The sequence below is a fragment of the Kribbella sp. VKM Ac-2568 genome (assembly GCF_004345365.1).
GTDB lineage: Bacteria > Actinomycetota > Actinomycetes > Propionibacteriales > Kribbellaceae > Kribbella > Kribbella orskensis.
Map to the genome: position 1 here is coordinate 43,250 of NZ_SLVF01000016.1, position 22,550 is coordinate 65,799.

General features: G+C 67.5%; 21 protein-coding genes. 8 read left to right on the forward strand and 13 right to left on the reverse strand.

The features are described from left to right. Positions 1 to 41: 41 nt before the first annotated feature. Entirely contained in the window at positions 42 to 1,511 is a 1,470-nt protein-coding gene (locus EV648_RS35905; protein ID WP_132299824.1) for a DUF2252 domain-containing protein, read from the reverse strand. 581 nt (positions 1,512 to 2,092) lie between these two features. Here EV648_RS35905 and EV648_RS35910 point away from each other — a divergent pair. After that, entirely contained in the window at positions 2,093 to 3,484 is a 1,392-nt protein-coding gene (locus EV648_RS35910; RefSeq protein WP_132299826.1) for a chloride channel protein, read from the forward strand. Between the two features lie 201 nt (positions 3,485 to 3,685). Here EV648_RS35910 and EV648_RS35915 read toward each other — a convergent pair whose 3' ends face one another. The 6 genes from EV648_RS35915 to EV648_RS35935 form a co-directional block, all read right to left on the reverse strand. Continuing rightward, positions 3,686 to 4,990, reverse strand: a complete 1,305-nt coding sequence (locus tag EV648_RS35915; protein ID WP_132299828.1) for a hypothetical protein — start codon at positions 4,988 to 4,990, stop codon at positions 3,686 to 3,688. After that, positions 4,975 to 6,078, reverse strand: a complete 1,104-nt coding sequence (locus EV648_RS35920) for an AAA family ATPase (RefSeq protein WP_199235012.1) — start codon at positions 6,076 to 6,078, stop codon at positions 4,975 to 4,977. The genes EV648_RS35915 and EV648_RS35920 overlap by 16 nt, the downstream gene beginning before the upstream one ends. Before the next feature lie 230 nt (positions 6,079 to 6,308). Then, entirely contained in the window at positions 6,309 to 6,455 is a 147-nt protein-coding gene (locus tag EV648_RS42860; RefSeq protein ID WP_158294165.1) for a hypothetical protein, read from the reverse strand. Between the two features lie 204 nt (positions 6,456 to 6,659). Beyond that, positions 6,660 to 7,160 (reverse strand): DUF1269 domain-containing protein, encoded by a 501-nt coding sequence (locus EV648_RS35925; RefSeq protein ID WP_158294166.1) that lies wholly within the window; start codon positions 7,158 to 7,160, stop codon positions 6,660 to 6,662. A gap of 168 nt (positions 7,161 to 7,328) precedes the next feature. Further along, positions 7,329 to 8,453: a serine hydrolase gene (locus tag EV648_RS35930; RefSeq protein WP_132299832.1), complete on the reverse strand. Its 1,125-nt coding sequence runs from the start codon at positions 8,451 to 8,453 to the stop codon at positions 7,329 to 7,331. A 32-nt stretch (positions 8,454 to 8,485) separates the two neighbouring features. Further along, positions 8,486 to 9,106, reverse strand: coding sequence for a MarR family winged helix-turn-helix transcriptional regulator (locus EV648_RS35935; RefSeq protein ID WP_132299834.1), 621 nt, complete (start codon positions 9,104 to 9,106; stop codon positions 8,486 to 8,488). A gap of 209 nt (positions 9,107 to 9,315) precedes the next feature. Between EV648_RS35935 and EV648_RS35940 the strand changes: the two genes are divergently transcribed. Next, positions 9,316 to 9,582 carry a GlsB/YeaQ/YmgE family stress response membrane protein gene (locus EV648_RS35940; RefSeq protein WP_132299836.1) on the forward strand — a complete coding sequence of 89 codons (267 nt, stop codon included), beginning with the start codon at positions 9,316 to 9,318 and terminating at the stop codon, positions 9,580 to 9,582. Here the strand turns inward: EV648_RS35940 and EV648_RS35945 are convergent. Next, positions 9,575 to 10,975 (reverse strand): MFS transporter, encoded by a 1,401-nt coding sequence (locus EV648_RS35945; protein ID WP_199235013.1) that lies wholly within the window; start codon positions 10,973 to 10,975, stop codon positions 9,575 to 9,577. The genes EV648_RS35940 and EV648_RS35945 overlap by 8 nt on opposite strands. After that, entirely contained in the window at positions 10,972 to 11,550 is a 579-nt protein-coding gene (locus EV648_RS35950) for a TetR/AcrR family transcriptional regulator (RefSeq protein WP_199235014.1), read from the reverse strand. Before EV648_RS35950 ends, EV648_RS35945 begins: the two co-directional genes overlap by 4 nt. Positions 11,551 to 11,813: 263 nt before the next feature. Here EV648_RS35950 and EV648_RS35955 point away from each other — a divergent pair, with 263 nt between their 5' ends. Further along, complete coding sequence (locus EV648_RS35955; RefSeq protein WP_241995933.1) at positions 11,814 to 13,241, forward strand: DUF2252 domain-containing protein; 1,428 nt, start codon at positions 11,814 to 11,816, stop codon at positions 13,239 to 13,241. 15 nt (positions 13,242 to 13,256) lie between these two features. Then, positions 13,257 to 14,969, forward strand: coding sequence for a SulP family inorganic anion transporter (locus EV648_RS35960; protein ID WP_132299842.1), 1,713 nt, complete (start codon positions 13,257 to 13,259; stop codon positions 14,967 to 14,969). Between the two features lie 101 nt (positions 14,970 to 15,070). Here the strand turns inward: EV648_RS35960 and EV648_RS35965 are convergent, their stop codons facing one another. Further along, a complete protein-coding gene (locus EV648_RS35965) occupies positions 15,071 to 15,418 on the reverse strand; it encodes a carboxymuconolactone decarboxylase family protein (RefSeq protein WP_132195666.1) in 348 nt (115 codons plus the stop codon). A gap of 251 nt (positions 15,419 to 15,669) precedes the next feature. Here EV648_RS35965 and EV648_RS35970 point away from each other — a divergent pair, with 251 nt between their 5' ends. The 3 genes from EV648_RS35970 to EV648_RS35975 are packed head-to-tail and all read left to right on the forward strand — an operon-like array spanning position 15,670 to position 18,208. After that, positions 15,670 to 17,424 carry a SulP family inorganic anion transporter gene (locus EV648_RS35970; protein WP_132299844.1) on the forward strand — a complete coding sequence of 585 codons (1,755 nt, stop codon included), beginning with the start codon at positions 15,670 to 15,672 and terminating at the stop codon, positions 17,422 to 17,424. Beyond that, positions 17,421 to 17,558, forward strand: a complete 138-nt coding sequence (locus EV648_RS42865) for a hypothetical protein (protein WP_158294167.1) — start codon at positions 17,421 to 17,423, stop codon at positions 17,556 to 17,558. The genes EV648_RS35970 and EV648_RS42865 overlap by 4 nt, the downstream gene beginning before the upstream one ends. Further along, a complete protein-coding gene (locus tag EV648_RS35975) occupies positions 17,555 to 18,208 on the forward strand; it encodes a phosphatase PAP2 family protein (RefSeq protein WP_199235015.1) in 654 nt (217 codons plus the stop codon). Before EV648_RS42865 ends, EV648_RS35975 begins: the two co-directional genes overlap by 4 nt. On the opposite strand, the gene EV648_RS35980 is transcribed toward EV648_RS35975, so the two are convergent. From EV648_RS35980 to EV648_RS35990, 3 genes are all read right to left on the reverse strand, one after another. Continuing rightward, a complete protein-coding gene (locus EV648_RS35980; protein WP_199235016.1) occupies positions 18,205 to 18,969 on the reverse strand; it encodes a class I SAM-dependent methyltransferase in 765 nt (254 codons plus the stop codon). The two genes, EV648_RS35975 and EV648_RS35980, sit on opposite strands and share 4 nt — an antisense overlap. Before the next feature lies 1 nt (position 18,970). After that, complete coding sequence (locus tag EV648_RS35985; RefSeq protein WP_199235017.1) at positions 18,971 to 19,228, reverse strand: hypothetical protein; 258 nt, start codon at positions 19,226 to 19,228, stop codon at positions 18,971 to 18,973. A 184-nt stretch (positions 19,229 to 19,412) separates the two neighbouring features. Further along, a complete protein-coding gene (locus EV648_RS35990) occupies positions 19,413 to 19,913 on the reverse strand; it encodes a DUF1269 domain-containing protein (protein ID WP_158294168.1) in 501 nt (166 codons plus the stop codon). A gap of 272 nt (positions 19,914 to 20,185) precedes the next feature. Here EV648_RS35990 and EV648_RS35995 point away from each other — a divergent pair, with 272 nt between their 5' ends. Next, complete coding sequence (locus EV648_RS35995; protein WP_132299850.1) at positions 20,186 to 22,540, forward strand: arylsulfatase; 2,355 nt, start codon at positions 20,186 to 20,188, stop codon at positions 22,538 to 22,540. The last annotated feature ends 10 nt before the right edge of the window (positions 22,541 to 22,550 follow it).

The window sequence follows — 22,550 nt, forward strand, 5'->3', positions numbered from 1 at the left end:
TTCCTTCTCGGCCGTCCGGGCTGGACCGCCCGGTTTGGTTTTCAGATGTCGGTGGTCGCTTCGGCTCTGCCGTCTTCGACAGCGCCCTGGAGCGCGGCGTAGTCGCGCTCGTTCTGGTCGGCGTAGGTTTCGGCGAAGTCGGCGATTGCCTGGTCGAAGGCGTCCGAGCCGCCGAGGTAGGCGGCCAGGGCGACGCGGTCGCCGGAGCGAGCGTGAGCGCGGGCCAGGGTCCATCCGCACACGCGGGCATAGACCACCATGCCCGAGGGGGCCGCCTGCTCGATCGGGAAGGAGAACTTCCAATCCTTGAGCTGGCGGACGTAATAGTCGCGGTCCACTCCGTCCGGGCCTGGCGTGTGGGTCCAGCCGAGGAAGATATCGCTTTCGGCCTGCATCAGGTGCTGTCCGGCGACGACGCGCTCGCCCTGATTGGTGTACTGGCTGCGCCCGCAGTAGTCCGCCAGCACCGACGGCTGTGCCTCCTTGGCCTGCAGGAACACCGGTTCGACTCCGTCTCCACTGTCCATCAGCACGATCCAGGCGCGGGTGCCGACGCTGCCCACGCCGACGACCTTGCGGGCCGCCTGGACCAGCGTGAACTGCTCGAGCATGTGGCGCCGGTCGGACTGCAGGGTGCGCCGGTACTTACCCACCACTGTGCGGATCTGCTCATACACCGCACTGGCCTGCACGTCGGCGAAGACCTCCTCGACGGGGACGACCATCGGGGGGTCGCTGATGATCCGCCGACGGCCCTCGTCCATCGTGGTCAGCTTGCGCAGCGCCTGGGTGCTGTCGCGGGTGTGGGCCTTGGCCAGCATCTTCTCCGTGGCCTTGAACCCTTTGGCCTTCATCTGAGACCGGAACTGCCCGATGGCCTCTTCGATGTCCAGGTGCGCGTACCACACCTCCAGGAACGTCTGCTCCGCGAACTCGCGCATCGCCTTCCGGTACGCCTTCGCCGCCGCGAGGACGATCTTGCGGCGGTGCTTGCCTCGGTACCCGTTGTCCCGTCCCGCCACTGCCAGGCTCGCCCCCAGCCGCTTGACGTCCCATTCGAACGGGCCGGGCAGCGTCTCGTCGAAGTCGTTGACATCGAAGACCAGCTTCCGCTCCGGTGAGGCGTACGCGCCGAAATTGGACAGATGCGCATCTCCGCACAACTGCACCCGCAGCCCCGACGTGGGCGTCGTGGCCAGGTCGGCCGCCATCGGCAGCGCAGCCCCCCGGTAGAACGTGAACGCCGACACCAGCATCCGCCCGTGCCGGATCGGCACCAGCTCCGGCACCCGCGACTTCGACTGCTCCAGCAACAGCCCCACCGGATCCCGCGGCCCGCCGGGCTGGAACTCCGCGTGCGCCTCACGCGGAGTGACGCTCCGGGCATCCTTCCCCAGGGCGACCCGGTCCGCATGGCTCAACTGCCCGAGAGTCCCGGCCCGCTTCGAATCTCTCCGGAACGCCCGCGCGGCGGGGCTCGCCAATCTGCCGCCCTCAGTCTTCACAGTCATAGCCACCCCCACGCCATCGAGAAAAGCCGAACCAGATCCAGCGGATCGTGAAATTCTTGGACCAACCAGAGCATCAGGCACGCAGCGCGCCTGGTGGACTGAGGACCGTGGGGCAGGATCGTCCCCGGACCACGCCCCTACCCTGATACCGAGAGGGGCAGCGCGGCATCACCCCTGCTGGGTGACGAGAGGCCGAACTCGGCGGCGACGTGTCGGTGCGGAGTCATTCCTTCAGGGGGCTGCTGGAACCGCGACGCGGGGAGACCTGCGCTGTCACGCCCGGTTAGCGCTCGCCTGCCGGGTTCATCCGGGCGGGAGGAGGTCGCCGCCGCTCGTTGCGCACACAATCGAGATCTGTGCTGTCGGCGCGCCCATCGAGCGATCGGTGACTGGTTCGGGCGAGTTCGCGGCGCCGTCGTCTCGCGGCCGCACCAGGTCATTGCAGTGCAGGACGGCGGGCAGCAGTTTGTGAACGACAAGTGCCGAACTCGGCAAGCTGATCGAGGCAGCCGCGATTGACCACTCGGCCGCCCGAAGTGGCCGGCAAGCCAGGGTTGTTCAGGTTAGGGAGGCGAGAACTGATGACCGACTCGCAAGTCCCCTCGGGCGTATCCCCCGCGGAGGGTCGGGCTGCCGCTTCGCCGCCGGCCGGACCACCGGCGATGGACCCGGTCGCAGTCATCCGCTCCAAGCCGTACCTGTCAGCCCTGCTGCTCGCCGCGATCCTGGGTATCCCGATCTCGGCTGTGGCCTACGGTTTCCTGGCCCTGGTCAGCAAGATCCAGTCGTTCGTGTTCGACGATCTGCCGCAGGATGTCTTCACCGGGGGTGTCCCCGCGTGGTGGCCGGTGCCTTGGTTGGCGCTGTGCGGCTTGCTCACCGGGTTGACCATCCGGTACCTGCCAGGCAACGCGGGCCATTCACCCGCCTTCGGGTTCAAGGCCGGAGGTCCGCCCGTTGACAGGGAGCTCCCCGGCATCGTTCTCGCCGCACTCACCACGCTCAGTCTGGGCGCTGTCCTCGGACCCGAGGCACCCCTGATCGCCATCGGTGGTGGCCTCGCCGCGCTGACCGTTCACCTCGCGAAGAAAGACGCACCGCCGATGGCCTTGACGATCATGGCCTCGGCCGGCAGCTTCGCCGCAATCAGCACACTGCTCGGCTCCCCGCTGCTCGGCGCATTCCTGATCATGGAGATCGCCGGCATCGGCGGTGCGACGCTGAGTCTGGTGGCGCTGCCGGGCCTGCTCGCCTCCGGCATCGGCGCGCTGGTCTTCGTCGGGCTGGACAACTGGACAGGACTCGGGACCTTCTCGCTGGCCCTCACGACGGTGCCGCCGGCGACGAATCCGACCCTCGCGACCATGGCCTGGGCCCTGGCCATGGGAGCGGCCGGCGCACTGCTGGGCTGGTCGATCCGCTGGATCGGGCTGTCGCTGCGCCCGGTCGTGCATCTGAACCGCGTGCTGGTGACGGCCCTTCTCGGCCTGGCCATCGGCCTCATCGCGATGGCGTACCAACTCATCTCCGGCAGAAGCTTCACCCAAGTGCTGTTCTCCGGCCAGGATGCCTTGCCCGCATTGGTCGATCAGGCCGCCGGCTACTCGGTTGGCGTGCTGATCCTGCTCGCGGCCTGCAAGGCCTTGGCCTACGGGCTCTCGTTGAGCGCCTTCCGGGGCGGACCTGTCTTTCCATCGATGTTCATCGGTGCGGTGCTGGGGATCGCCGCCAGCGGCTTGCCCGGTATGAGCCTCGCACCGGCGATCGGCATGGGCATCGGAGCCATGTGCGCCGCGATGCTGCGGCTGCCCTTGACCTCGACGCTGTTGGCAACCCTGTTGCTCGGTGCCGACGGTGTGTCGGTGACACCGCAGGTCGTGGTGGCTGTGGTGGTGGCCTTCGTGATCACCTACATGCTCCCGGACCCAAGTCATAAGGCGCCGAAGCTGTCTCGGTCCCCACGGTCGAGCTGACCTCCGCGACGCCGCGTCGGCAGGGTGCGTCAGTTTCCTGACATGACTGGCACCTCTCCAAGACGTCGCCCTGGGCGTTTGCCCGTCAGCATCTCGTTTGTTCCGAGCGTTGGATATCAGCCTGGTCCACGGCCAGACTCAGATCATCACCTGGATCGAGTGACGCCGTCACTGCGGGAGCTACAGCGGGGCCGAGTGAAGTTACCCGGTACCGGCGGGGGCGGTCTGGGTTGGCGGAGCCGGCCGTGATGTGGCGGATTCCCGCCCGGCTCCGACTAGAACCTGGACGAGCGCCAATAGCAGGATGACGAGCGCGAGCGACCAGAAGAGCCGCGACGGCGAGACGTCGTTGCCCCAGAGGAGAACCACGACACCCAGCGCTCCTATGACTACCCGCAGCCATCGGGCGTTGGTCGCGGTCCATGCGCCGGCGCCGCCGACGGGGGTGTCGGCCAGCGCCTGGCCGATGCCCTCCAGGCCGCCGGTGACCGCCGTGCGCACAGCGGTGCCCGACCTGTTGGGTCCCGCGAACCAGCCGACAACCACCAGAATCAGGCCCAGCCAGAGGAACACCTGCCACCCGCGGTCGAGATAGCTGAGCAGCGTGTCGTAGAAGATTCTGCTGGCCGGGCCGAAGTCCGTTCCCGCCAGTTGGTCGACGAACAACTGGCGTCCGACGGAGAGCGCCAGCGCCACCAGCAGCGCGTTCGCCGCCACGAGTGCGCCGATGATCACCGTCATCCGCGGCCGGCGGCGCGCGAGCAGAAGGGCAGCCAGGTAGAGCGCAGCCACGACCACGATCAGCCACTGGGCCAGTGGGTTGGCGAAGGCATAGATCGTCCGGAGTTGCTTCAGCTGGGGCGCTTCCATCAGCACGATCTGTTTGTCGGTGTCGGGGATCGGCACCTTCTCCACGATCGTCAGTCCTCGGTCGACCAGCCGCTGCTTGACGCGGTCGATGACTTCGGAGACGTCGAGGACGACCTGGTCACCCTGCAGAGACACGGCACCGGACTCGTCACCCGTCAGGAGGCGATGCAGGGACTGCTGCGCCCTGGTGTTGGCGGCGGTCCACAGCTCGGCAAAGGCATCGGACGCGATGAACTCCCGCACCTGCCGGTCGATCAGACCGTTGATCGCGGCAGACAACGGCCCCACCAGCCGCTGCAACCGCGGCCGGTCGGTGATGACACCGGCGAACACGTCGTTGAGGATCGCCTCGATGTCGACCTGTTGCTGGATCGCGCCGGTCACCTTCGTGGCCAGCACGTCCTGCACCTGCGGCGAGTTCACCAACGGACCGACCGTGTTCACGTAGCGCTGCGAGTCGTTCAGTGTGCGCTGCCCCCAGTACGCGACCGCTGCCGGCGTCATCAGCAGCGCCGCCAACACCACGCAGACCACAGCGGCGATCGAGCGCCCCCGCGACGGCCGCCCCGCCGTTGGCGCTTCGACCGGCACCGTTGGTGTTCGACCACCAGGCGTCGTTGCTATTGGATCGGACATACTGCGCCTCCCCCGGGCCGGGCAGCGATGCTCGACCCAACCTCAAGATCGCGCGACCGAAGCGGCGGGATCAGGAACGAGCTCGGGGCCTCGATGGTGCGCAACTGCTGCTGCCCTCCGGCCCCTCCGAGGAGGGCATCACACAACGGTGCATTGAGTTGGTCCAGTACGGCCGTGCGGCGCAGGAAAGCCTGCGTGTTCGCGGGCAACTGGCTCAGCGACTCGCGATACAGGTAGTCGGCCACGTACCGGTCGTCACCCGACACCGCCACCGCCTGACCGGGGCTCTCACGCGCTATCGCCGCCGCGAGGTACAGGCCGGCCGGCCGGCCTTCGGTACGAGCCGTCACCCCGGCTATCAGGTCTGGAGACACCTGGACATCGGCGGCTGCAAAGATCTGCTCGGCGCCGGCTGCGTCCAGGGCCAGGTCGCCCGCGCCGAGTTCGATCGCGTCTGCCGATGTCCGCAGCCGCGGGATGTGAGGTTGCTCCGAACGACTCGTGGCGACCAACTGAGAGCCCCGCGGGATCCCTGAGATCACTACGCTCAATACGTCGTGGCAGGCCGACGCCCGCAGTTCGTGAAGGTCGTCCAGCATCAGGACGAACGGCACCGGGCTGGTCCTCAACACCGACGCGAGGCGCCGCGCTGCCCGACCCAGCGGCGATACGCCGGGGCTGCGCATGTCGGCCAGCAGGTCAGCCTCTGTCGGCGAAACCCGAGCGTATGCGGTCGCCAACACAGAGAGAAGGACCGCGGGATCATCATCGAAGCGGTCAAGAGACACCCAGACGACGCGACGGTCCTCCGCACGCGCCCACTGAGCCAACAACGTCGACTTGCCGTAACCCGCGGACGCCGTGACGCCCACCACACGGCACCGGCCGGCGCGAGCCGCCTCGATGACGTCAGCGCGGCTCACCGAACCAGGGCGAGGCTGCGGAACCGACAACTTGGCGTCCAGCAGCAGCCGATCGAGCCCACCGACGACCGGCGCCGCTCCCTGCGCTTCCTCGCCCACCATGCGTAGCCGCCCCCACCTGCTCCCGCTCGCAACCTTGCCGCAGGAGCCCGCGGATCGACTCATCCGCGCAGGGTGACTTCCGTCGATCCCGAATCCGGCAACCGACGATGCCGGCACGCACGAGGGAGCCACCGTCGGCCAGCCGGTCAAGCGTTCACTTGCTCGTCGATCCGGCTACTCTGCCGTGTCCCGCCGGCCTGCCGCGCGAGCGCAGTACGCTGCCGGGCTGAGCCCGCCGGGTCGGCGTAGTTGACCTCGGTACGAGTGCGCAGCTGATCATTGAGCAGCGCTCGTCACCGTGTGAACGGGAACTGGGTGCGCGCGGCGATGCCGAGCGCGAAGTTGAACTCGGTGTCCGGCACGGTGAGATCCGGTAGGGCGAGCTGCTCGGCGCGCCAGATCGCCCGTGGCCGCAGCGGGGATTCGGCCGGCGCGGCCACAGCGGGGATCCGTCTCCCAGTGACGAACGTTCCGAGCCCGGCGCGCGAGCGGATCAACCCGTGCGCGGCGAGCCGCTCGTAGGCCGCGACCCCCGTTCCCGACGCGGCTGCTCGCCGACTACACGAGCGAAGCCGACGCCGAGCGCATTGCAGCCACGGTCTACGGGATCAACCGCTCCTCGAAGGTTCCAGCTTCTGGGCGGACTACTTGGCGGCGTTCTTGACCTCTGTCGCGCTGTCCGCGTCGACCTCTTCCTTGGTCACCTTGTCGGCGTGCGACAGTGCCTTGTCGACCTCCGCGACCCACTGTTCCTCGAACAGCGCCACGATTCCCGAACTGTTGAGCGGGAGAGTGTCTTCGACGTCAGCCTTGATCGCCTTCTTCTCCCGGTGAGACTTGAGGCCACCGATCCCAAGGCCGGCACCCGCGCCGACCGCCGCGCTGGCCAGCAGGCTGGGCGGGAAAATGAGGCCGATGACCGCACCACCGACCGCACCCCAGGCGGCACCCTTGCGCGCGGTGTGGAAATCATCGTCGACGTTGATCTTCCCGTCGGCGTCACGGCTGACCAGGACAAGCCCGTCGACCTTGATCACGTCATCCTCGGCGAGCTGCTTGATGGCGGCCCAGTCGAGCCGCGCTCCCTCCGCGTTTGGGTAGGCGGCGATGTACAGGTCGACTGGAACGTTGCTGTCAGATCCCACGACTTCCTCCTCTTGACCCGGCGACCGGCACAGGAACAGCCGATACCTCTCGTCCTCACACTGCCTCCGGCTCCGACGGAAGGCCTCACCCCGGGCGGACTATGTGCGCACCGCCCCGCGACACCGGGTCAGTTGCCGCACGCCGGACGATCGAGTGAATCCTGCGTCTTACGAGAAGCAGTCGCTGAGCTGGATGAAGAGATGGTCGAAGTTCCAGGCTTTGGTGGTGTTGGTCATCGCCACCATGGCGACGCCTGTGTCGGGGTAGATGCGCATGGCGTTCCAGAAGCCGGCGCCGGTTCCATAGTGCTCGACGAACGTCGGGGTGCGCTGAGCGTCGGTCGGCTTGCGGAACCAGCCGATGCCATGGTCGAACGGCTTGCCGGGCGAGGTGATCGTCCGCATCCGCTCGGTGTCGACGGGGGTCAGGGCGGGGTCGTAGTACGCCGGGCCGGCTGCGTGGGCGGCGGCGAGCTTGGCCGCATCGGTCACGGTTCCGACGAGGCCCCCGTAGCCCGCGCCGCTGACCAGGAAGGGCCGCAGCGAGGTATGGCCCTCGACCCGCGGACCGACGATCCCCGCGGGCAGCATCCAGCCGACGGCAGGCACGACTGCCTTCGGCATACGCACGTAGCCCACGGATCGGGGCGAGCCGGCCTGGTAGGCGTAGCCGGTTTCGTTCATGGCCAAGGGCGTCAGCACGGTGTCGCGGACGCAGTCCTGGACGGACCGTCCGGTGACGGCTTCCATGACGCGGGCAGCGAGGAGATAGCCGATGTTGGAGTAGGCGGCCCGGGCGCCGACAGTCCTGTTCGGTGTTCCATGTTTGGCGACTATCCGATCGAGGAGAGCGGGGTCCTCGGGCTGATCCTCGGGGCGTACCCAGCGGATCGGCAGGGGGTTGGCAAGGCCGGCGGTATGGGTCAGCAGCTGCCGCGTGGTGGGGTGGCCGTGCCTGGGGGGTGGCCGGTAACCGGGTAGGTAGGTCCCGATCGGTACCTCCACATCCATGAGCCCGTCGGCGTGCAGTCGCATCGCTGCCGTCGCTGTGGCGATCTTGGTCATGGAGAACCACAGGTATTGGTCTTGGACAGTGGACAGGCGACGTGCCGCCAGATCTGCGTAGCCCACTGCTCCCGAGTAGACGATCCCTTGTGGACCGGCTACCGCGACTGACATCCCGGGGATTCTTCCGGCCTCGGCGACCTCCTCCGTGATGCGTCGAGCTCGGTCGGCGTTCCCCTGCGCACTCTGGCCGCCGGGTCGATCCGGCTGGTCATCGGTGGTGTTCATGGCTGGTCCTTGAGCACGGGTGATCGGCCTGACTAGACCGGTGCCGCGCGGTTCGCTTCCTGACTTCTCAGGAAGTCGATGTAGAGGCGGACCTGCTGCTCCTCGGAGGCGGTCAGCGGTTCGCCGGGGTAGGCCAGTACCGGTACGCCGGCATGGTCGTGGGGGCGGGCTTCCTCGTCTGGTGCGACCCGGTAGGGGCGGTCGTCCAGTCCGGCGCCCTCTCGCAGCACTGTGTCGATGTGCTGGAGCACCAGACGCTCCCGCAACGTGTCGGGGATGAACCTGGCGCGCAGTACATGCATGGCCTCGAGAAACGGCTCGGTCGCGCGGTCGTGCGCCTCCATACCCGCGCTGCTCAGGCCAACGAGATGTGAGCGGCCATCGGCGGGGTTGGGCGAGCGGACCACGTGGCCGCGCTTCTCGAGGCGCTTCAGGTGCGCGGAGACGGTGGTCGGCCGCAGTCCGGTCCACCTATGCACCTGAGTCGGAGTCACGGGGCCGTACCTGCGCAGCAGTGAGTACATACCGAAGTCGTCGCCACTGAGGTCGGTGTCTGCGAGAACCTCATCCAGTAGCCCGGACGCCAAGCCGCCGACCAACCAAACGTCGAAGAGCAAGGACATCGGCCCGTCGGAAGGAGGTGCAGCAACCATACAGACGATACTACGACTATGCAGTGATTTATTGCAAGCTCGCAATACATGTCACCGGGAACAGGCTGCCCCGACGGCCTCACCCCGAACCCCGACGGCAACAGAATGGACTACTCAGCACCAGTACTGCGGAGCGCCGCTGGGTGAACACCTGCGGCTCTTTCGTAGTGGTTAGTGCCTTCGGCGCGTCTAGGCCGTAGCGTCGGGCCATGCTCATCATCGGGATCTTGCTGTTCGGCATGATCGTGGGAGCCGCGGCGCAACTTCTGCTCGGCACCCGCGGACACGGCATCAACTGGCCCACCGCCATCGTCGCCGGATTGCTCGGCTCCATCGTCGGCGGCCTGCTCATCAGCTTGCTGGCCGGAGACGGGCTCTCGTTGCGCCCGAGCGGGATCATCGGGTCGATCGCCGGCGCGATCCTGGTGACCCTCGCCTGGAACTACTGGCAGGGTCGCCGGAGCAAGGTCACCTGACCGTCGCGGCCATACGTTCACGGGCGAGGGCGAAGGTGGTCAGCGCGGCGGCTGCTGTTGCCGCGGCGCCGATCCAGGCCGCCGTCGTGTAGGCGGCGTCGGTTGGGAAAAGCTGGCCGCTGTCGGTTCCTGCGGCTAGTACCAGGCCGCCGACGGCGCTTCCGAGGGAGAAGCCGACACTGCGCACGACCTGGTTGAAGCTCATGGCGCTCGAGGTCTCGCTCTGGGGAGTGACGGCCAGGATGACCGCGGGCATGGCAGCGGAGAAGCTGCCGACACCGAAGCCGAGGATTGCCATCGCCACCAGCAGGTCGGCAACGTTCGACCGGGCGACGGCGAAGAGTACGAAGGCGCCGAGAACGACGCTGGCGCTGCCGGCCAGAGACAGAGGTGCGCCGACCCGCTCGCGAAGACGAGGGGTGAACCTGCCGGCGATGAAACCCAGTAAGGAGAACGGAACGAGCACGAGGCCGGCGGCGAAAGTGGTGAGCCCGAAGCCGTAGCCGGTACTGCGCGGCGTTTGGGCGTACCGGGTGATGAGGGTCAGCAGGAGGTACATGCCGACGCCGCCGACGAGCGTGACGACGTTGGCGACGGCGACGGCTCGGTGCCGCACCAACCGGACATCGACGAGCGGCGACGCCGTGCGGCGTTCGTACGCCGTCCAGGCGCAGAGCAGCAGCACCGCAAGAGCCGCCAGTACTACGGCGAGGCGGACGTGTCGGCTCCACAGGCTGGTCTCACTCGCTAGGAGCAGAACGAGAAACAGTCCACCAACGAGCAGTATCGCGCCAGGCACATCCACCCGAGCAGAGCGACCCTCAGGCGGGACGGGCATGCTGCGCAGGGCCGCCAGGAAAGCGACTGCCGTGACGAAACCACCGAGCCCGTAGGCGACACGCAAACCCCCGAGCTCGGTCAGCAGACCAGCGAGCGGATAGCCGACGCCGATACCAATGGTGGACGCCACCGAAACCAGTGCAATGGTGGCTGACCCCCGTTCCTCGGGGAGATGGTCCCGGGCCACGCCCATCATCAGCGCGGTCAGACCCAGACCGATGCCTTGGGCGCTTCGGCCGACGAGCAACCAGGCGAAGGACAAGGGAAGGACGGTGAGCGCACTTCCAGCCACCACCACCGCCAGCGTGGCGAGAATGGTGCCACGGCGATGCGGACCAGCCCCCAGCCGTCCCAGGACGGGCGTCGCGATTGCTCCGCTCAGCAGGGTGATGGTCAGCGTCCACTGCGCGCTGGAGAGAGACACCTGGAACGTGGTCGCCACGCTCGTGATGAGTGGCGCCCCGAGACTGCCGACCGCGGCGACGACCAGAGCGATGAAGAACAGCGAGGGGACCAGTAACTGCGGCTCGGATCGGCTTGCCGGCCTGTTCACTGGTTCGTCTCGGTCGTGATGTGATCGAACAGGCCGGCGTGAATGCGAGTCTGCACGCCCGTCGCCCATGGTTCGTCCAGTTCGGCGACCTGGAGGGCGGCGCCGTTGTTGAGCAGCATGCCGAAGGCCAGGAACGCCTTGATCGTCACCGGGTCGAGTCCGGTGGCGTCGGCGACCGTCTGCCACATCCGCCCGAAGCTGTCGCGCACGGCATCGCGAACCTCGGGATCGCCGCAGGCGGCGAAGCCCTGGAGCTGTAGGAGCAGCGAGGTACGGTCGGCCAGCAGCTCGTTGTACTGGGCACCCATCAGGGCGAGTCCGTCGAGCCCGGTCGCTGTCCCGGCGGCGTCGCGCATCCCTTCCGTCAGGCGATCGAACGCCGCGATCACGACCTCCAGGAACAAGGCCTTCTTGGTCCCGAACATCCGGAAGATGTACGCCTGGGTGATCTCGGCACGCCGGGCGATCAACTCGGTCGACGCCCCACGAAGGCCACCGTCGGCGAACTCCTCTGCCGCGATCCGCAGTACCTGCTGTCTGCGGTCTGACCCACTCATCCTCTGTCGGCGTTCCATGCCACGAGGTTACTAGTCACTAACTACTAACCTCAAGCCAACGGGCACCACTTCGGGGGCCCAATCCTCCGTCAGGGGTGATGCGGCGGACCGCGTCCTGCTGAATCGTCGGCGGAGTACACGGGTTGCAGGGTGGTGACCCGGCTCGTCCGACGAGCGGCGCCTGCGACGCGGAGAGAGGGCGGGCGATCATGGCGACGAAGGTTCCACATCCGACTCTGGAGGAGCGCCACGCACGCGGTCTGGAGGCTCGCACGAAAGCGATGCCCGACAGTCACGCAGGGTGGAGGCCCGCCGCGGACCGGCCGGACCCGGTGGCACTCATCGAGGAGCAGAACCTCCGGCGTGACGCAGACCTGGTCCCGGTGCGGCACGGCCGGATGATGGCCTCGCCATTCACGTTCTACCGCGGCGCTGCCAAGATCATGGCGGCGGACCTTGCCAAGACGCCCACGGCCGGTTTCCAGGTCCAACTGTGTGGCGACGCCCACCTGTCGAACTTCGGGGTCTTCGCCTCGCCGGAGCGAAACCTGGTGTTCGACATCAACGACTTCGACGAGACTCTTCCGGGCCCGTTCGAATACGACGTGAAACGGCTGGCCGCGAGTCTCATGGTCGCGGCACAGAACAACGGCTGCTCGGAGTCGGACGCCCGGGCGATCACGAAGGCCTGTGTCACCTCCTACCGGGAGACGATGGCCGAGTTCGCCGGCATGAAGACTCTCGACGTGTGGTACGCCCACACCGCCGAGGACCAGATCAAGCAGTCAGTCACCGACTTCCTGGCCGGAGCCGACGGCAAGGGTAAAGGCAAGGGATCCAAGAAGGGCAAGGACAAGGGCGCCGGCGCGGAGGACGGCATGAGCGGGATGACGCCGAAGCAGGTGAAAGAGGCGAAGAAGCGCTTCGAGAAGAACGCCCAGAAGGCGCACTCCCGCAACAGCGAACAGGCCCTGTCCAAGCTCAGCGAAGAGATCGACGGGCGCTACCGCATCGCCAGTGTCCCGCCGGTGATCGTCCCCGCGCGCGAGCTTCACACAGCGTACGGCGTAGAGCCCGACGAGCTCGGGGAAGTCGTCGTCAGCCTGTTCCGGGACTATCGTTCCACCCTTCGGCCCGAACTCCGGCAACTGCTGGAGCGCTTCGAGATCGTCGACTGGGCGCGCAAGGTCGTCGGCGTCGGCAGTGTCGGAACCCGGGCGTTCATCGTCCTGTTGCAAGGCCGTGACCGCAACGATCCGCTGTTTCTCCAGGTCAAGGAAGCGACCAGGTCGGTCCTCGAAGGACCGTTGCGCAAGAGCGCGTTCAAGCAACCGGGCGAGCGGGTGGTCCAGGGCCAGCGACTGATGCAGGCCAATAGCGACATCTTCCTCGGCTGGTCCAGAGGCGTTCAGGCCGACCGCTACTTCTACTGGCGCCAACTGCGCGACATGAAAGGCTCAGCGCTCGTGGAGCTGCTGGCGCCCGCGGAGCTGGCCTTCTACGGCCGCACGTGCGGATGGACCCTTGCCCGTGCACACGCACGATCCGGAGACGCGGTCTCCATCGCTGCCTACCTCGGCGAAGACGATGCCTTCGACAAGTCGATCACCGACTTCTCCGAACGCTACGCAGCCCAGAACGACCAGGACTTCGCAGACTTCACCAAAGCCATCAGCTCGAACCGGATCGATGCCATCCAGAACGTCTGACCACCGCAGGACGACATGCGCCTGATCCCCGAGTCGCTGCGTGGCTACCGACAGGCCTGGCTGTCCCGCGACCTCATCGCCGGTCTGACGTTGTCGGCGGTGGCGATCCCCGAGGTGATGGGCTACACGTCCATCGCCGGTACGCCGATCGTGACCGGGCTCTACACCATCATCTTCCCCACCCTGATCTTCGCCCTGCTGGGCTCCTCGCGGCTGCTGGTCGTTGGCGCGGACTCCGCCACCGCCGCGGTACTCGCGGCGGGCCTGAGCGGTCTCGGCATCGCCGGCGTCACCCCCGGATCGCCTGACTGGCTTGCCTTCGCCAGTCTGACTGCGCTGGTCTGCGGTGCGATGCTGGTCGTGGCGCGGCTGCTGCGGCTGGGCTTCATCGGGGACTTCCTGAGCGCGTCGGTACTGATCGGGTTCCTCACCGGCGTCGGCATCCAGGTGCTGTCAGGGCAGATCCCGGACCTGCTCGGCATCCCCAAGGGCAGCGGCAACTGGTTCGAGCAGCAGTGGCACTGGATCACCTCGCTGTCCTCGATCAGCCTCGGCACGTTCGCCTTCGGGCTGGCCACGATCGTGATCATCCGGGTCTTCAAGCGTTTCATCCCGGTCGTCCCGGGTGCGATCGTCGCCGTCGTGCTGCTGACCGCCATCTCCGCCCTGGCCGACGCACATGCGAACGGCGTGTCCGTGGTGGGTGCCGTCGAGGGCGGATTCCCGCCGATCGGCCTCCCGTCGGGCCTCTCCTGGTCGGACGTGTCCAAGGTGCTGCCGACGGCCCTGTCCTGCTTCGTGCTCATCATCGCCCAGAGCGCCGCCACCTCCCGCAGCTTCGCGTTCAAGCACGGAGACGCCGTCGACATCAACCGGGACATCGTCGGGCTCAGCGGCGCCAGCCTCGCCGCCGGCCTCAGCGGCACCTTCGTGGTCAACGGCAGCCCGACCAAGACGCAGATCCTCGACGAGCAGCAAGGACGCACCCAGCTCGCCAACCTGACGATGGCAGCCGTCGCGCTGCTGTTCACGTTGTTCTTCACCGGGCTGCTGGCGGACATGCCCACGGCGGTGCTCGCCGGGATCGTCTTCCTCATCGGCGTCAGCCTGATCGACCTGCCCGGCCTGAAACGGCTGTGGGGGCGACGCAAGAACGAGTTCGCGGTTGCTCTGATCACGACCGTCACCGTCTTCGCCGTCGGCGTCGAGCAGGGAATCATCCTCGCGATCGCTCTCTCGCTGCTCGACCTCGTCCGCCGGCAGTACACACCGGGCGACTTCGTCATCGGTCAGAACCAGGCCGGCGAACCGACCTACCTGCCGGCAGTACCAGGCACGCAGAGCCTGCCAGGGCTGGTGGTCTTCCGCTACGACGCGGAACTCTTCTACGCCAACGCCAACCGCTTCGCCGACCACCTCGAGGCGGTGATCTCCGCCGCGCCCGACCCGGTCCGCTGGGTAGCGCTGGACTGCGGCACGATCGACGACATCGACTACTCGGCAGGAGTGACCCTGGCGAACCTCGTCAACTACAGTCGGGCCCACAACGCCCGCTTCGTGCTCGTCCGACCGGACACCCAACTGCTGGCGACGCTCCGGGCGTACGGGATCCTGGACACGATCGGCGAGGACAACATCTACCCGACCATCGAGACAGCCTTCCGCGCCTACCGCGCCGACCCGGGTACGGCGCCCGCGGCGGCCCAGGAGCCGGCAGGCCCCAGCTGACACCGGCGCAGGCACAGTCGATCGGGCAGACCTCGAAGCGTCGCAGGTGAAGACGCCCACGTACTTCGCTCGGTCTGCCCGATCAACGGACTTCCTCGCTGCTACTCGTTGCTCTGCGCATCGAGCGCGTCGAGCGCTTCGAGTTCTGCGACCTCGATGGCGACGTCGAGCGCCTCGACGATCCTCCCCGTCGCCGAGGCGATGCGCGCCGTGCCCACGATCGGTGCGATCGCGGCCAGAACACCGCGGACCTGCTCGGCGTCGGCACCCACCTCGCTGGCCACGCCGAGGTTCATCAGGTACGAGATCGGCGCCGCGTCGACCGCGACCAGTGCGGCGATGCGCACGAGCATGAGGGTCGCCGGATCGAGACTCGACGCCTGGACCGAGGCGGCGGTCATCTGTGCGAGCAGGTCGAGGACCGGCCTCTCGGTTGCGGATTCAGACATGGTGCATCCCCTCGTTCGTGGTTCGGTGGCTGGACTGCTGCTGGTCCGATTCGATCCGAACGGCGAAGCCTCCGCATCATCCAGTCCGCATGAGAACGCGGCTTCATCCGGGAGGGGTGATGCAGAACGTTCCCGCGGGCGGTCGAATGGTGGTCGACCGACGCCCTCGAGCGACCACCTGCGGAGGAGCGACATGCCCGGACTCAGACGATCGCCCTTCAGGACACGTGTCCGGATGGTCGGCTGACGCCATGGCCGCGCTCACCGACGGACCCGACGTGAGACCGCCTCGGTGGCAGGAGTACGTGCCTGGCGTGGGGCTGGCCAGGTCGTACGAGCGGGCGTGGCTGCCCAAGGATGTCGTCGCCGGCCTCGTCCTGTCGGCGCTGCTGGTGCCGCAGGGGATGGCGTACGCCCAGCTGGCCGGGCTGCCGCCGGTGACCGGGCTCTACACCTCGATCCTGTGTCTGCTCGGCTACGCGGTCTTCGGGCCCTCCAGAGTGCTGGTCCTCGGTCCCGACTCGTCCCTGGGCCCGATGATCGCGGCGACGGTCGTACCCCTCCTTCTCGCCAACGGTGATCCCGCTCGAGCCGTCGCGCTCGCCTCGATGCTGGCAGTGATGGTCGGCGTGGTGATGACGGTCGCCGGGCTGGCCCGGTTCGGGTTCGTGGCGGACCTGCTGTCGAAGCCGACCCAGATCGGCTACATGAACGGGCTCGCGCTGACCATTGTCGTAGGTCAGCTGGCCAAGCTGTTCGGGTTCTCGGTCGATGCCGACGGGCTGGTGGACGAGGCACGCGCCTTCGTGTCGGGGCTCGCGGACGGCGAGGCCAACACGACGGCCGCGATCCTCGGACTGGGATCGCTGGCCGGCATCCTGCTCCTGAACCGGCTGCTGCCCAAGCTCCCCAGCGTCCTCATCGTCGTGGTGCTGGCCGCCCTCACGGTCAGCACCTTCGACCTGGAGTCGCACGGCGTCGACACGATCGGTGTACTCCCCCAAGGATTCCCGCCGTTCACGATCCCGGCGATCGACTGGAGCGACGTGGCACCGCTGTTCCTCGGGGCGCTCGCCATCGCGGTCGTCGCGCTCGCGGACACGATGTCGACGGCATCGGCGTTCGCCGCCCGCAAGGGCGAGCGGGTCCACGGCAACCAGGAGATGATCGGCATCGGTGCCGCCAACATCGCAGCCGGGTTCTTCCAGGGCTTTCCGGTCAGCACCAGCGGATCCCGCACCGCCGTCGCCGAGCAGGCCGGCTCCCGGTCCCAGGTGACGGGTGTCGTCGGCGCCGGAGTGATCACCGTGGTCCTGGTGTTCGCCACCGCCCTGATGCAGCACGTACCTCAGCCGACCCTGGGCGCGATCGTCATCGCCGCCGCACTGTCGCTGGCCGACATCGCCGGGACGCGCCGGCTGTGGCACCAGCGCCGGACGGAGTTCGGGCTGTCCATCATCGCGCTGCTCGGCGTGGCCCTCCTGGGAGTGCTGCCCGGCATCCTCGTCGCCGTGGGCCTGTCCATCCTCAACGTCTTCCGCCGCGTCTGGTGGCCGCACCAGGCCGAGCTCGGTCAGGTGGAGGGGATCGCGGGCCTGCACGACACCGAGAGCTACCCCGACGCCGACCTGCTGCCCGGTCTGGTCGTCTACCGTTTCGACGCGCCGCTGATCTTCGCCAACGCGCGGATGTTCGGTGACACGGTGCGGGAGATCGCCGAGGATCACCCGGATCTCCGCTGGATCATCGTTGCTGCCGAGCCGATCACCGACGTGGACACCACGGCCTCCGACATGCTGCAGGAGCTGGACGCCTGGCTCAACGCGCGCGGAGTGTCCCTGGTCTTCGCGGAGATGAAGGACCCGGTGCGCCAGAAGATCGAGCGGTACGAGCTCACGCGCACCATCGACCCGGCGCACTTCCTCCCGACGCTCGACGAGGCGGTCGCGGAGTACAGACGGCAGACGGGCGCGAACTGGCGCGACCCGAAGGAGAAGACGAGGTGACGACGACGGTTGCGGGCGACAAGCCCAGTCGTGCGCACCAGGCCGCGGCGGCAGGGCCGCTCGGGGTCGCCGAGAAGCCCACGCTGGTCGCACTGTGGCGGACAGCGATCGGCCGGTCGGCGGGGATCCCGTGACCCGCCCGGCTCCTCTTGATCCGGTCGAAGAGCGACTCGCCGACCGGCTGAGCGCTCGGTACGGCAACGGCGGGCCGTCAACGGTGGTGTGGGTGCTGCGCAAGCTCGGCAAGGTCGACCGCGTCGCGTACCGCGCAGTGGCCGAGCTGCACACCCCCTGGCTCGACGCTCCGCTCCGCCGGGTCTCCGGCTTCGCCAACTTCTCCAAGCCGTGGTTCCTCGTCGCGGCGGTGCTGGCCCTGTTCGGCGGAGCCAGAGGGCGCCGAGCCGCCGTGTCCGGTGTGGCCGCGATCGGACTGACCTCGTTCGTCGTCAACCAACCGATGAAACTGGCCGGGGAGCGCCGCCGTCCGCAGCGTGCGCAGCTGGGTGTCCCCGAGAAGCGGTGGGTGCGGATGCCGTCGTCGGCCTCGTTCCCCTCCGGTCATTCGGCGTCAGCGGCCGCGTTCGCCGTCGCGGTCGGCGCCGCGCTGCCGCAGCTCAAGGTGCCACTGCAAGGCGCAGCCGCGGTCGTTGCGTTCTCCCGCGTGTACACCGGCGTGCACTACCCGGCTGACGTCGTCGTGGGCGCATCGGTCGGTGTCGTGCTCGGGCGTCTGACCGCGAAAGTGGCTGCGCGGCGGTCAGCCGGTCCCGCTGCTTCCTCCTAGGCTCGCCGGGCCACCCACAGCTCCTCGGCCGGCCACTGCGAGGCCCACTCGACTGAGACGATCTCGTAGAACGGATGGTCCGTCGCGTCGGCCGGCGCGTAGATCTCGTGCAGCCCTTCGACCACGAAACCGAACAGGCCGAGCAGCCGGATCCAGTCGCCGTGCGACGGATGAAACTCGGCCCCGCCGCCCGGCCACCGCACGTGATAGGCCGCGCGTTGGCCACGTTGGAGCCGGTCCGTGGCGACACCCTCGTCGTCAGGGACGCAGAGCGCCGACAACAAGCTGTTGGTCAGGAACACGAGTCGTCCACCCGGCCGCAACACCCGCGCCGCCTCGGGAAGCCAGCGCTCCGGGTCGCACCACGCCGCAGTACCGTGCTCGCTGACCACGAGGTCGAAGGAACCGCCGGCCAGTGGCACCTGCTCCGCATCCGCCTGCAGCAGCGGGAAGCTCGGACCCGTCCGACGCTGGAGGTCACGGGCCGTCAGCAACTGTTCTGCCGACAGGTCGACAGCCACCGGACGAGCGCCGGCCCTGGCCAGCCACGCCGAGCAGTACGCCGTACCGCAAGCCAACTCGAGCACGTCGAGCCCGCAGACAGCTCCGAGCGCACCAAGCCTCAGCTCCGGTACCGCGAACAGGCCCCACACCATGTCCGGCTTCGACCAGAGCGCCTCAGCCGCGGGACCGGTGAAGCGCTCGTTGACCAGCGCCCACAACTCACGGTTGAGGGCGATCTCGTCAGCCCGGCCTTCCACCTCACCCTTGGGCGCCGGCTGGATAGCCGGGCGCCTGTCGGCGCTGTGTCCACCCGGCGCCCCAGTGCAAGAGATCGAGAATGCCGGCCAGGACCACCCAGAACCAGTCGAAGCCGTTCAGACCGCCACCCGTATAGAGGATCACGTACATGAGAGTCGCAAAGGGCAGGAAGATGATGCCGAGCAGTGGCCAGAACCACGTGTCGAAGGCGGCGTCCACCAGCTTGGGTCGTGCCACCCAGACGATGAACAGGCCCAAGCGCGGAAATATCCCCGCAAACAAGGCGAACAAGCACCCCATGTCACTCCTATCGCGCACTCCTGGCCCGTCGCCGGATGGACGGTCGACTTGGATCGTCGCCCGAGGGGCGGACATGGGCATCATCCGCGCGGGGTGAATTCATGACGTTCGACCCCGCGAAGCTATAGGTCCGCGGAGAGGCTTACTTGGCCGCGTTCTTGACCTCTGTTGCGCTGTCCGCGTCTACCTCTTGCTTCATGACCTGGTCTGCATGCGACAACGCCTTGTCGACTTCCGCGACCCACCGTTCCTCGAACAGCGCCACGATTCCCGAACTGTTGAGCGGAAGGATGTCTTCGACCTCAGCCTTGATCGCCTTCTTCTCCCGGTGAGACTTGAGGCCACCGATCCCAAGGCCGGCACCCGCACCGACCGCCGCACCGGCCAGCAGGCTGGGCGGGAAGATCAGACCGATCACCGCACCACCGACCGCACCCCAGGCGGCACCCTTGCGCGCCGAGTGGAAGTCATCGTCGACGTTGATCTTCCCGTCGGAGCCACGGCTGACCAGGACAAGCCCATCGACCTTGATCACGTCATCCTCGGCGAGCTGCTTGATGGCAGCCCAATCATCCTGGGCTCCTTTCGCCTCCGGATAGGCGGCGATGTACAGGTCGACTGGAACGTTGCTGTCAGATCCCACGATTTCCTCCTCTTGACCCCGGCGACCGGGACAGCCGATACCTCTTGTCCTCACCCTGCCTCCGGCTCCGGCGGAAGGCCTCACCCCGCGCGGACGATCAACCACCGTGCCGCGGATGCGTGGTGCCGGTTCATCCGTTGGGGGTGACGACTTCGGCAGCGGGCTCGACAGAGGCTGAGCTGAAGGCAACCGCCGTCGCCGTCCAGGCGGCCACGTCGACGGGGTGAGCCGCGCCCGCCGAGCCAGAGCAGCGACCAACGAGGAGTGACGTTATGCCTGTGCCGTTCCGTGGGAAGGTCAATGTCGACATCCGCGACTCCGAGCCGGACTGGACGCCCTTCGAGCCACCGAAGGCGCCGGAGGGTGCGCCCAATGTCGTCTATATCGTGCTGGATGACGTCGGCTTCTCGGCGATGGGCAGCTACGGCGGCCCGATCGAGACCCCCAACATCGACGCGATCGCCTCGCGCGGCGTGCGCTTCACCCAGTGGCACACGACGGCGCTGTGCTCGCCGACCCGGTCGTGCCTGCTCAGCGGTCGCAACCACACGCGCAACAGCATGGCGTGCATCACCGAGGCGGCGATCGGGTTCCCGAACGCGAGCGGCACGATCCCACCAGAGAACGGGCTGCTGTCGGAGATCCTCGGCGAACGCGGCTGGAACACGTACATGGTCGGCAAGTGGCACCTGTGCCCGACCGACGAGATGAACCTCGCGGCGACCCGTCGCAACTGGCCGAGCGGCCGGGGCTTCGAACGCTGGTACGGGTTCCTCGGAGCCGAGACCAACCAGTGGTACCCCGACCTGGTCTACGACAACCACCCGGTAGATCAGCCACGCTCGCCCGAGGAGGGCTACCACCTCACCGAGGACATCACCGACAAGTCGATCGAGTTCATCAAGGACGCCAAGTCGATCGCTCCGGACAAGCCGTTCTTCCTGTACTACGCACCCGGCGCCTGCCACGCACCCCATCACGCGCCGAAGGAGTGGATCGAGAAGTTCGCGGGCCGCTTCGACCAGGGCTACGAGGCGATGCGTGAGCAGACCCTGGCCCGGCAGAAGGAGCTCGGTCTGGTGCCGGCCGACACCGAACTGCCTCCGGTGAATCCGATCGGCACGCCCCAGACGCGCACCGGTCCGGACGGCCAGCCGTTCCCGGAACTGGACTACACCCGCCCGTGGGACACGCTGAACGACGACGAGAAGCGCCTCTTCGCCCGGATGGCCGAGGTGTACGCCGGGTTCCTCGGGCACGTCGACCACCACATCGGCCGGTTGCTCGCCTACCTGGAGCAGACCGACCAGTTGGAGAACACGATGGTGATCGTCGTGTCCGACAACGGCGCGAGCGGTGAGGGCGGACCGAACGGTTCGGTCAACGAGATGAAGTTCGCCAACGGGATCCCCGACGACCTGGCGGAGAACCTCGCGAAGCTCGACGACCTGGGTGGCACGAAGACGTACAACCACTACCCGAACGGCTGGGCAATGGCGTTCAACACACCGTTCAAGATGTGGAAGCGCTACGAGTTCAACGGCGGTACCGCGGACCCGTGCATCATCTCGTGGCCGATGGGTTCGTCCGCGCGCGGCGAGATCCGGCACCAGTACCACCACGCGATCGACATCGTCCCGACGATCCTCGACGTCCTCGGCGTCGATGCCCCGGAGACGATCAAGGGACACACCCAGAGCGCCTTCGACGGGATCAGCATGCGGGCCAGCGTCGAGGACGCGTCCGCCGCTTCCGGCCGAAAGACACAGTTCTACTCGATGCTGGGATCCCGCTCGATCTGGCACGAGGGCTGGAAGGCGGTCACCACCCACCCGACCGTGTCAGGCTGGGCCAACTTCAACGCCGACGAGTGGGAGCTGTACCACGTCGATGTCGATCGGTCCGAGATCAACAACCTCGCGGCGGAGCAGCCGGAGAAGCTGCGCGAACTGGTGAACATCTGGTTCGCCGAGGCCGGCGCGAACAACGCCTTCCCGCTCGACGATCGCTCCCCACTGGAGATCCTCGGTACCCCCCGGCCCCAGCTCAGCGCGCCGAAGGACCGGTACGTGTATTACCCGGACACTGCCCCGGTCTCGGAGTGGCAGGCGGTCAACACCCGCGGCCGATCGTTCGTGATCGGTGCCTTGGTCGACATTCCGGAACCGGGAGCCGAAGGCGTGCTGTTCGCCATGGGGGCCCGGTTCGGCGGCCACGCCCTGTACGTGAAGGACAACCGGCTTCACTACGTGAACAGCTTCGTCGGCGCGATGGAGCAGCAGGTGGTCGGTACGAAGGACATCCCGACGGGCGGGAATCTGATCCTGTCGGCCTCCTTCGAGAAGGAAGGGATGGACTCCGAAGCCGCGTCCGGAACACTCTCGCTCTATCACGGGGACGAGAAGGTCGGTGAGGGACACATCAAGACTCAGCTCGGAGCCTTCGCCATCGCAGGATCAGGTCTCTACGTCGGCAGGCACAACGGTGAGCCGATCACCGACGACTACCCGGGCGCGCCCCCGCACACGTTCACCGGTGGCACGATCAACCGGGTGGCGATCGACGTCAGCGGCGAGCCTTACATGGATCTGGAGCGCGAAGCCGCCCTGATGCTGATGCGCGAGTGAGCGGCCCGGC

Coding starts and splice junctions, on each gene's coding strand:
- EV648_RS35960 (WP_132299842.1), top strand. CDS start 13,257: ATGCGCCTGATCCCCGAGTCGCTGCGTGGCTACCGACAGGCCTGGCTG.
- EV648_RS35935 (WP_132299834.1), bottom strand. CDS start 9,106: ATGGTTGCTGCACCTCCTTCCGACGGGCCGATGTCCTTGCTCTTCGAC.
- EV648_RS35940 (WP_132299836.1), top strand. CDS start 9,316: ATGCTCATCATCGGGATCTTGCTGTTCGGCATGATCGTGGGAGCCGCG.
- EV648_RS35970 (WP_132299844.1), top strand. CDS start 15,670: ATGGCCGCGCTCACCGACGGACCCGACGTGAGACCGCCTCGGTGGCAG.
- EV648_RS35965 (WP_132195666.1), bottom strand. CDS start 15,418: ATGTCTGAATCCGCAACCGAGAGGCCGGTCCTCGACCTGCTCGCACAG.
- EV648_RS35955 (WP_241995933.1), top strand. CDS start 11,814: ATGCCCGACAGTCACGCAGGGTGGAGGCCCGCCGCGGACCGGCCGGAC.
- EV648_RS35995 (WP_132299850.1), top strand. CDS start 20,186: ATGCCTGTGCCGTTCCGTGGGAAGGTCAATGTCGACATCCGCGACTCC.
- EV648_RS35910 (WP_132299826.1), top strand. CDS start 2,093: ATGACCGACTCGCAAGTCCCCTCGGGCGTATCCCCCGCGGAGGGTCGG.
- EV648_RS35930 (WP_132299832.1), bottom strand. CDS start 8,453: ATGAACACCACCGATGACCAGCCGGATCGACCCGGCGGCCAGAGTGCG.
- EV648_RS35905 (WP_132299824.1), bottom strand. CDS start 1,511: ATGACTGTGAAGACTGAGGGCGGCAGATTGGCGAGCCCCGCCGCGCGG.
- EV648_RS35915 (WP_132299828.1), bottom strand. CDS start 4,990: ATGTCCGATCCAATAGCAACGACGCCTGGTGGTCGAACACCAACGGTG.
- EV648_RS35950 (WP_199235014.1), bottom strand. CDS start 11,550: ATGGAACGCCGACAGAGGATGAGTGGGTCAGACCGCAGACAGCAGGTA.
- EV648_RS35920 (WP_199235012.1), bottom strand. CDS start 6,078: ATGAGTCGATCCGCGGGCTCCTGCGGCAAGGTTGCGAGCGGGAGCAGG.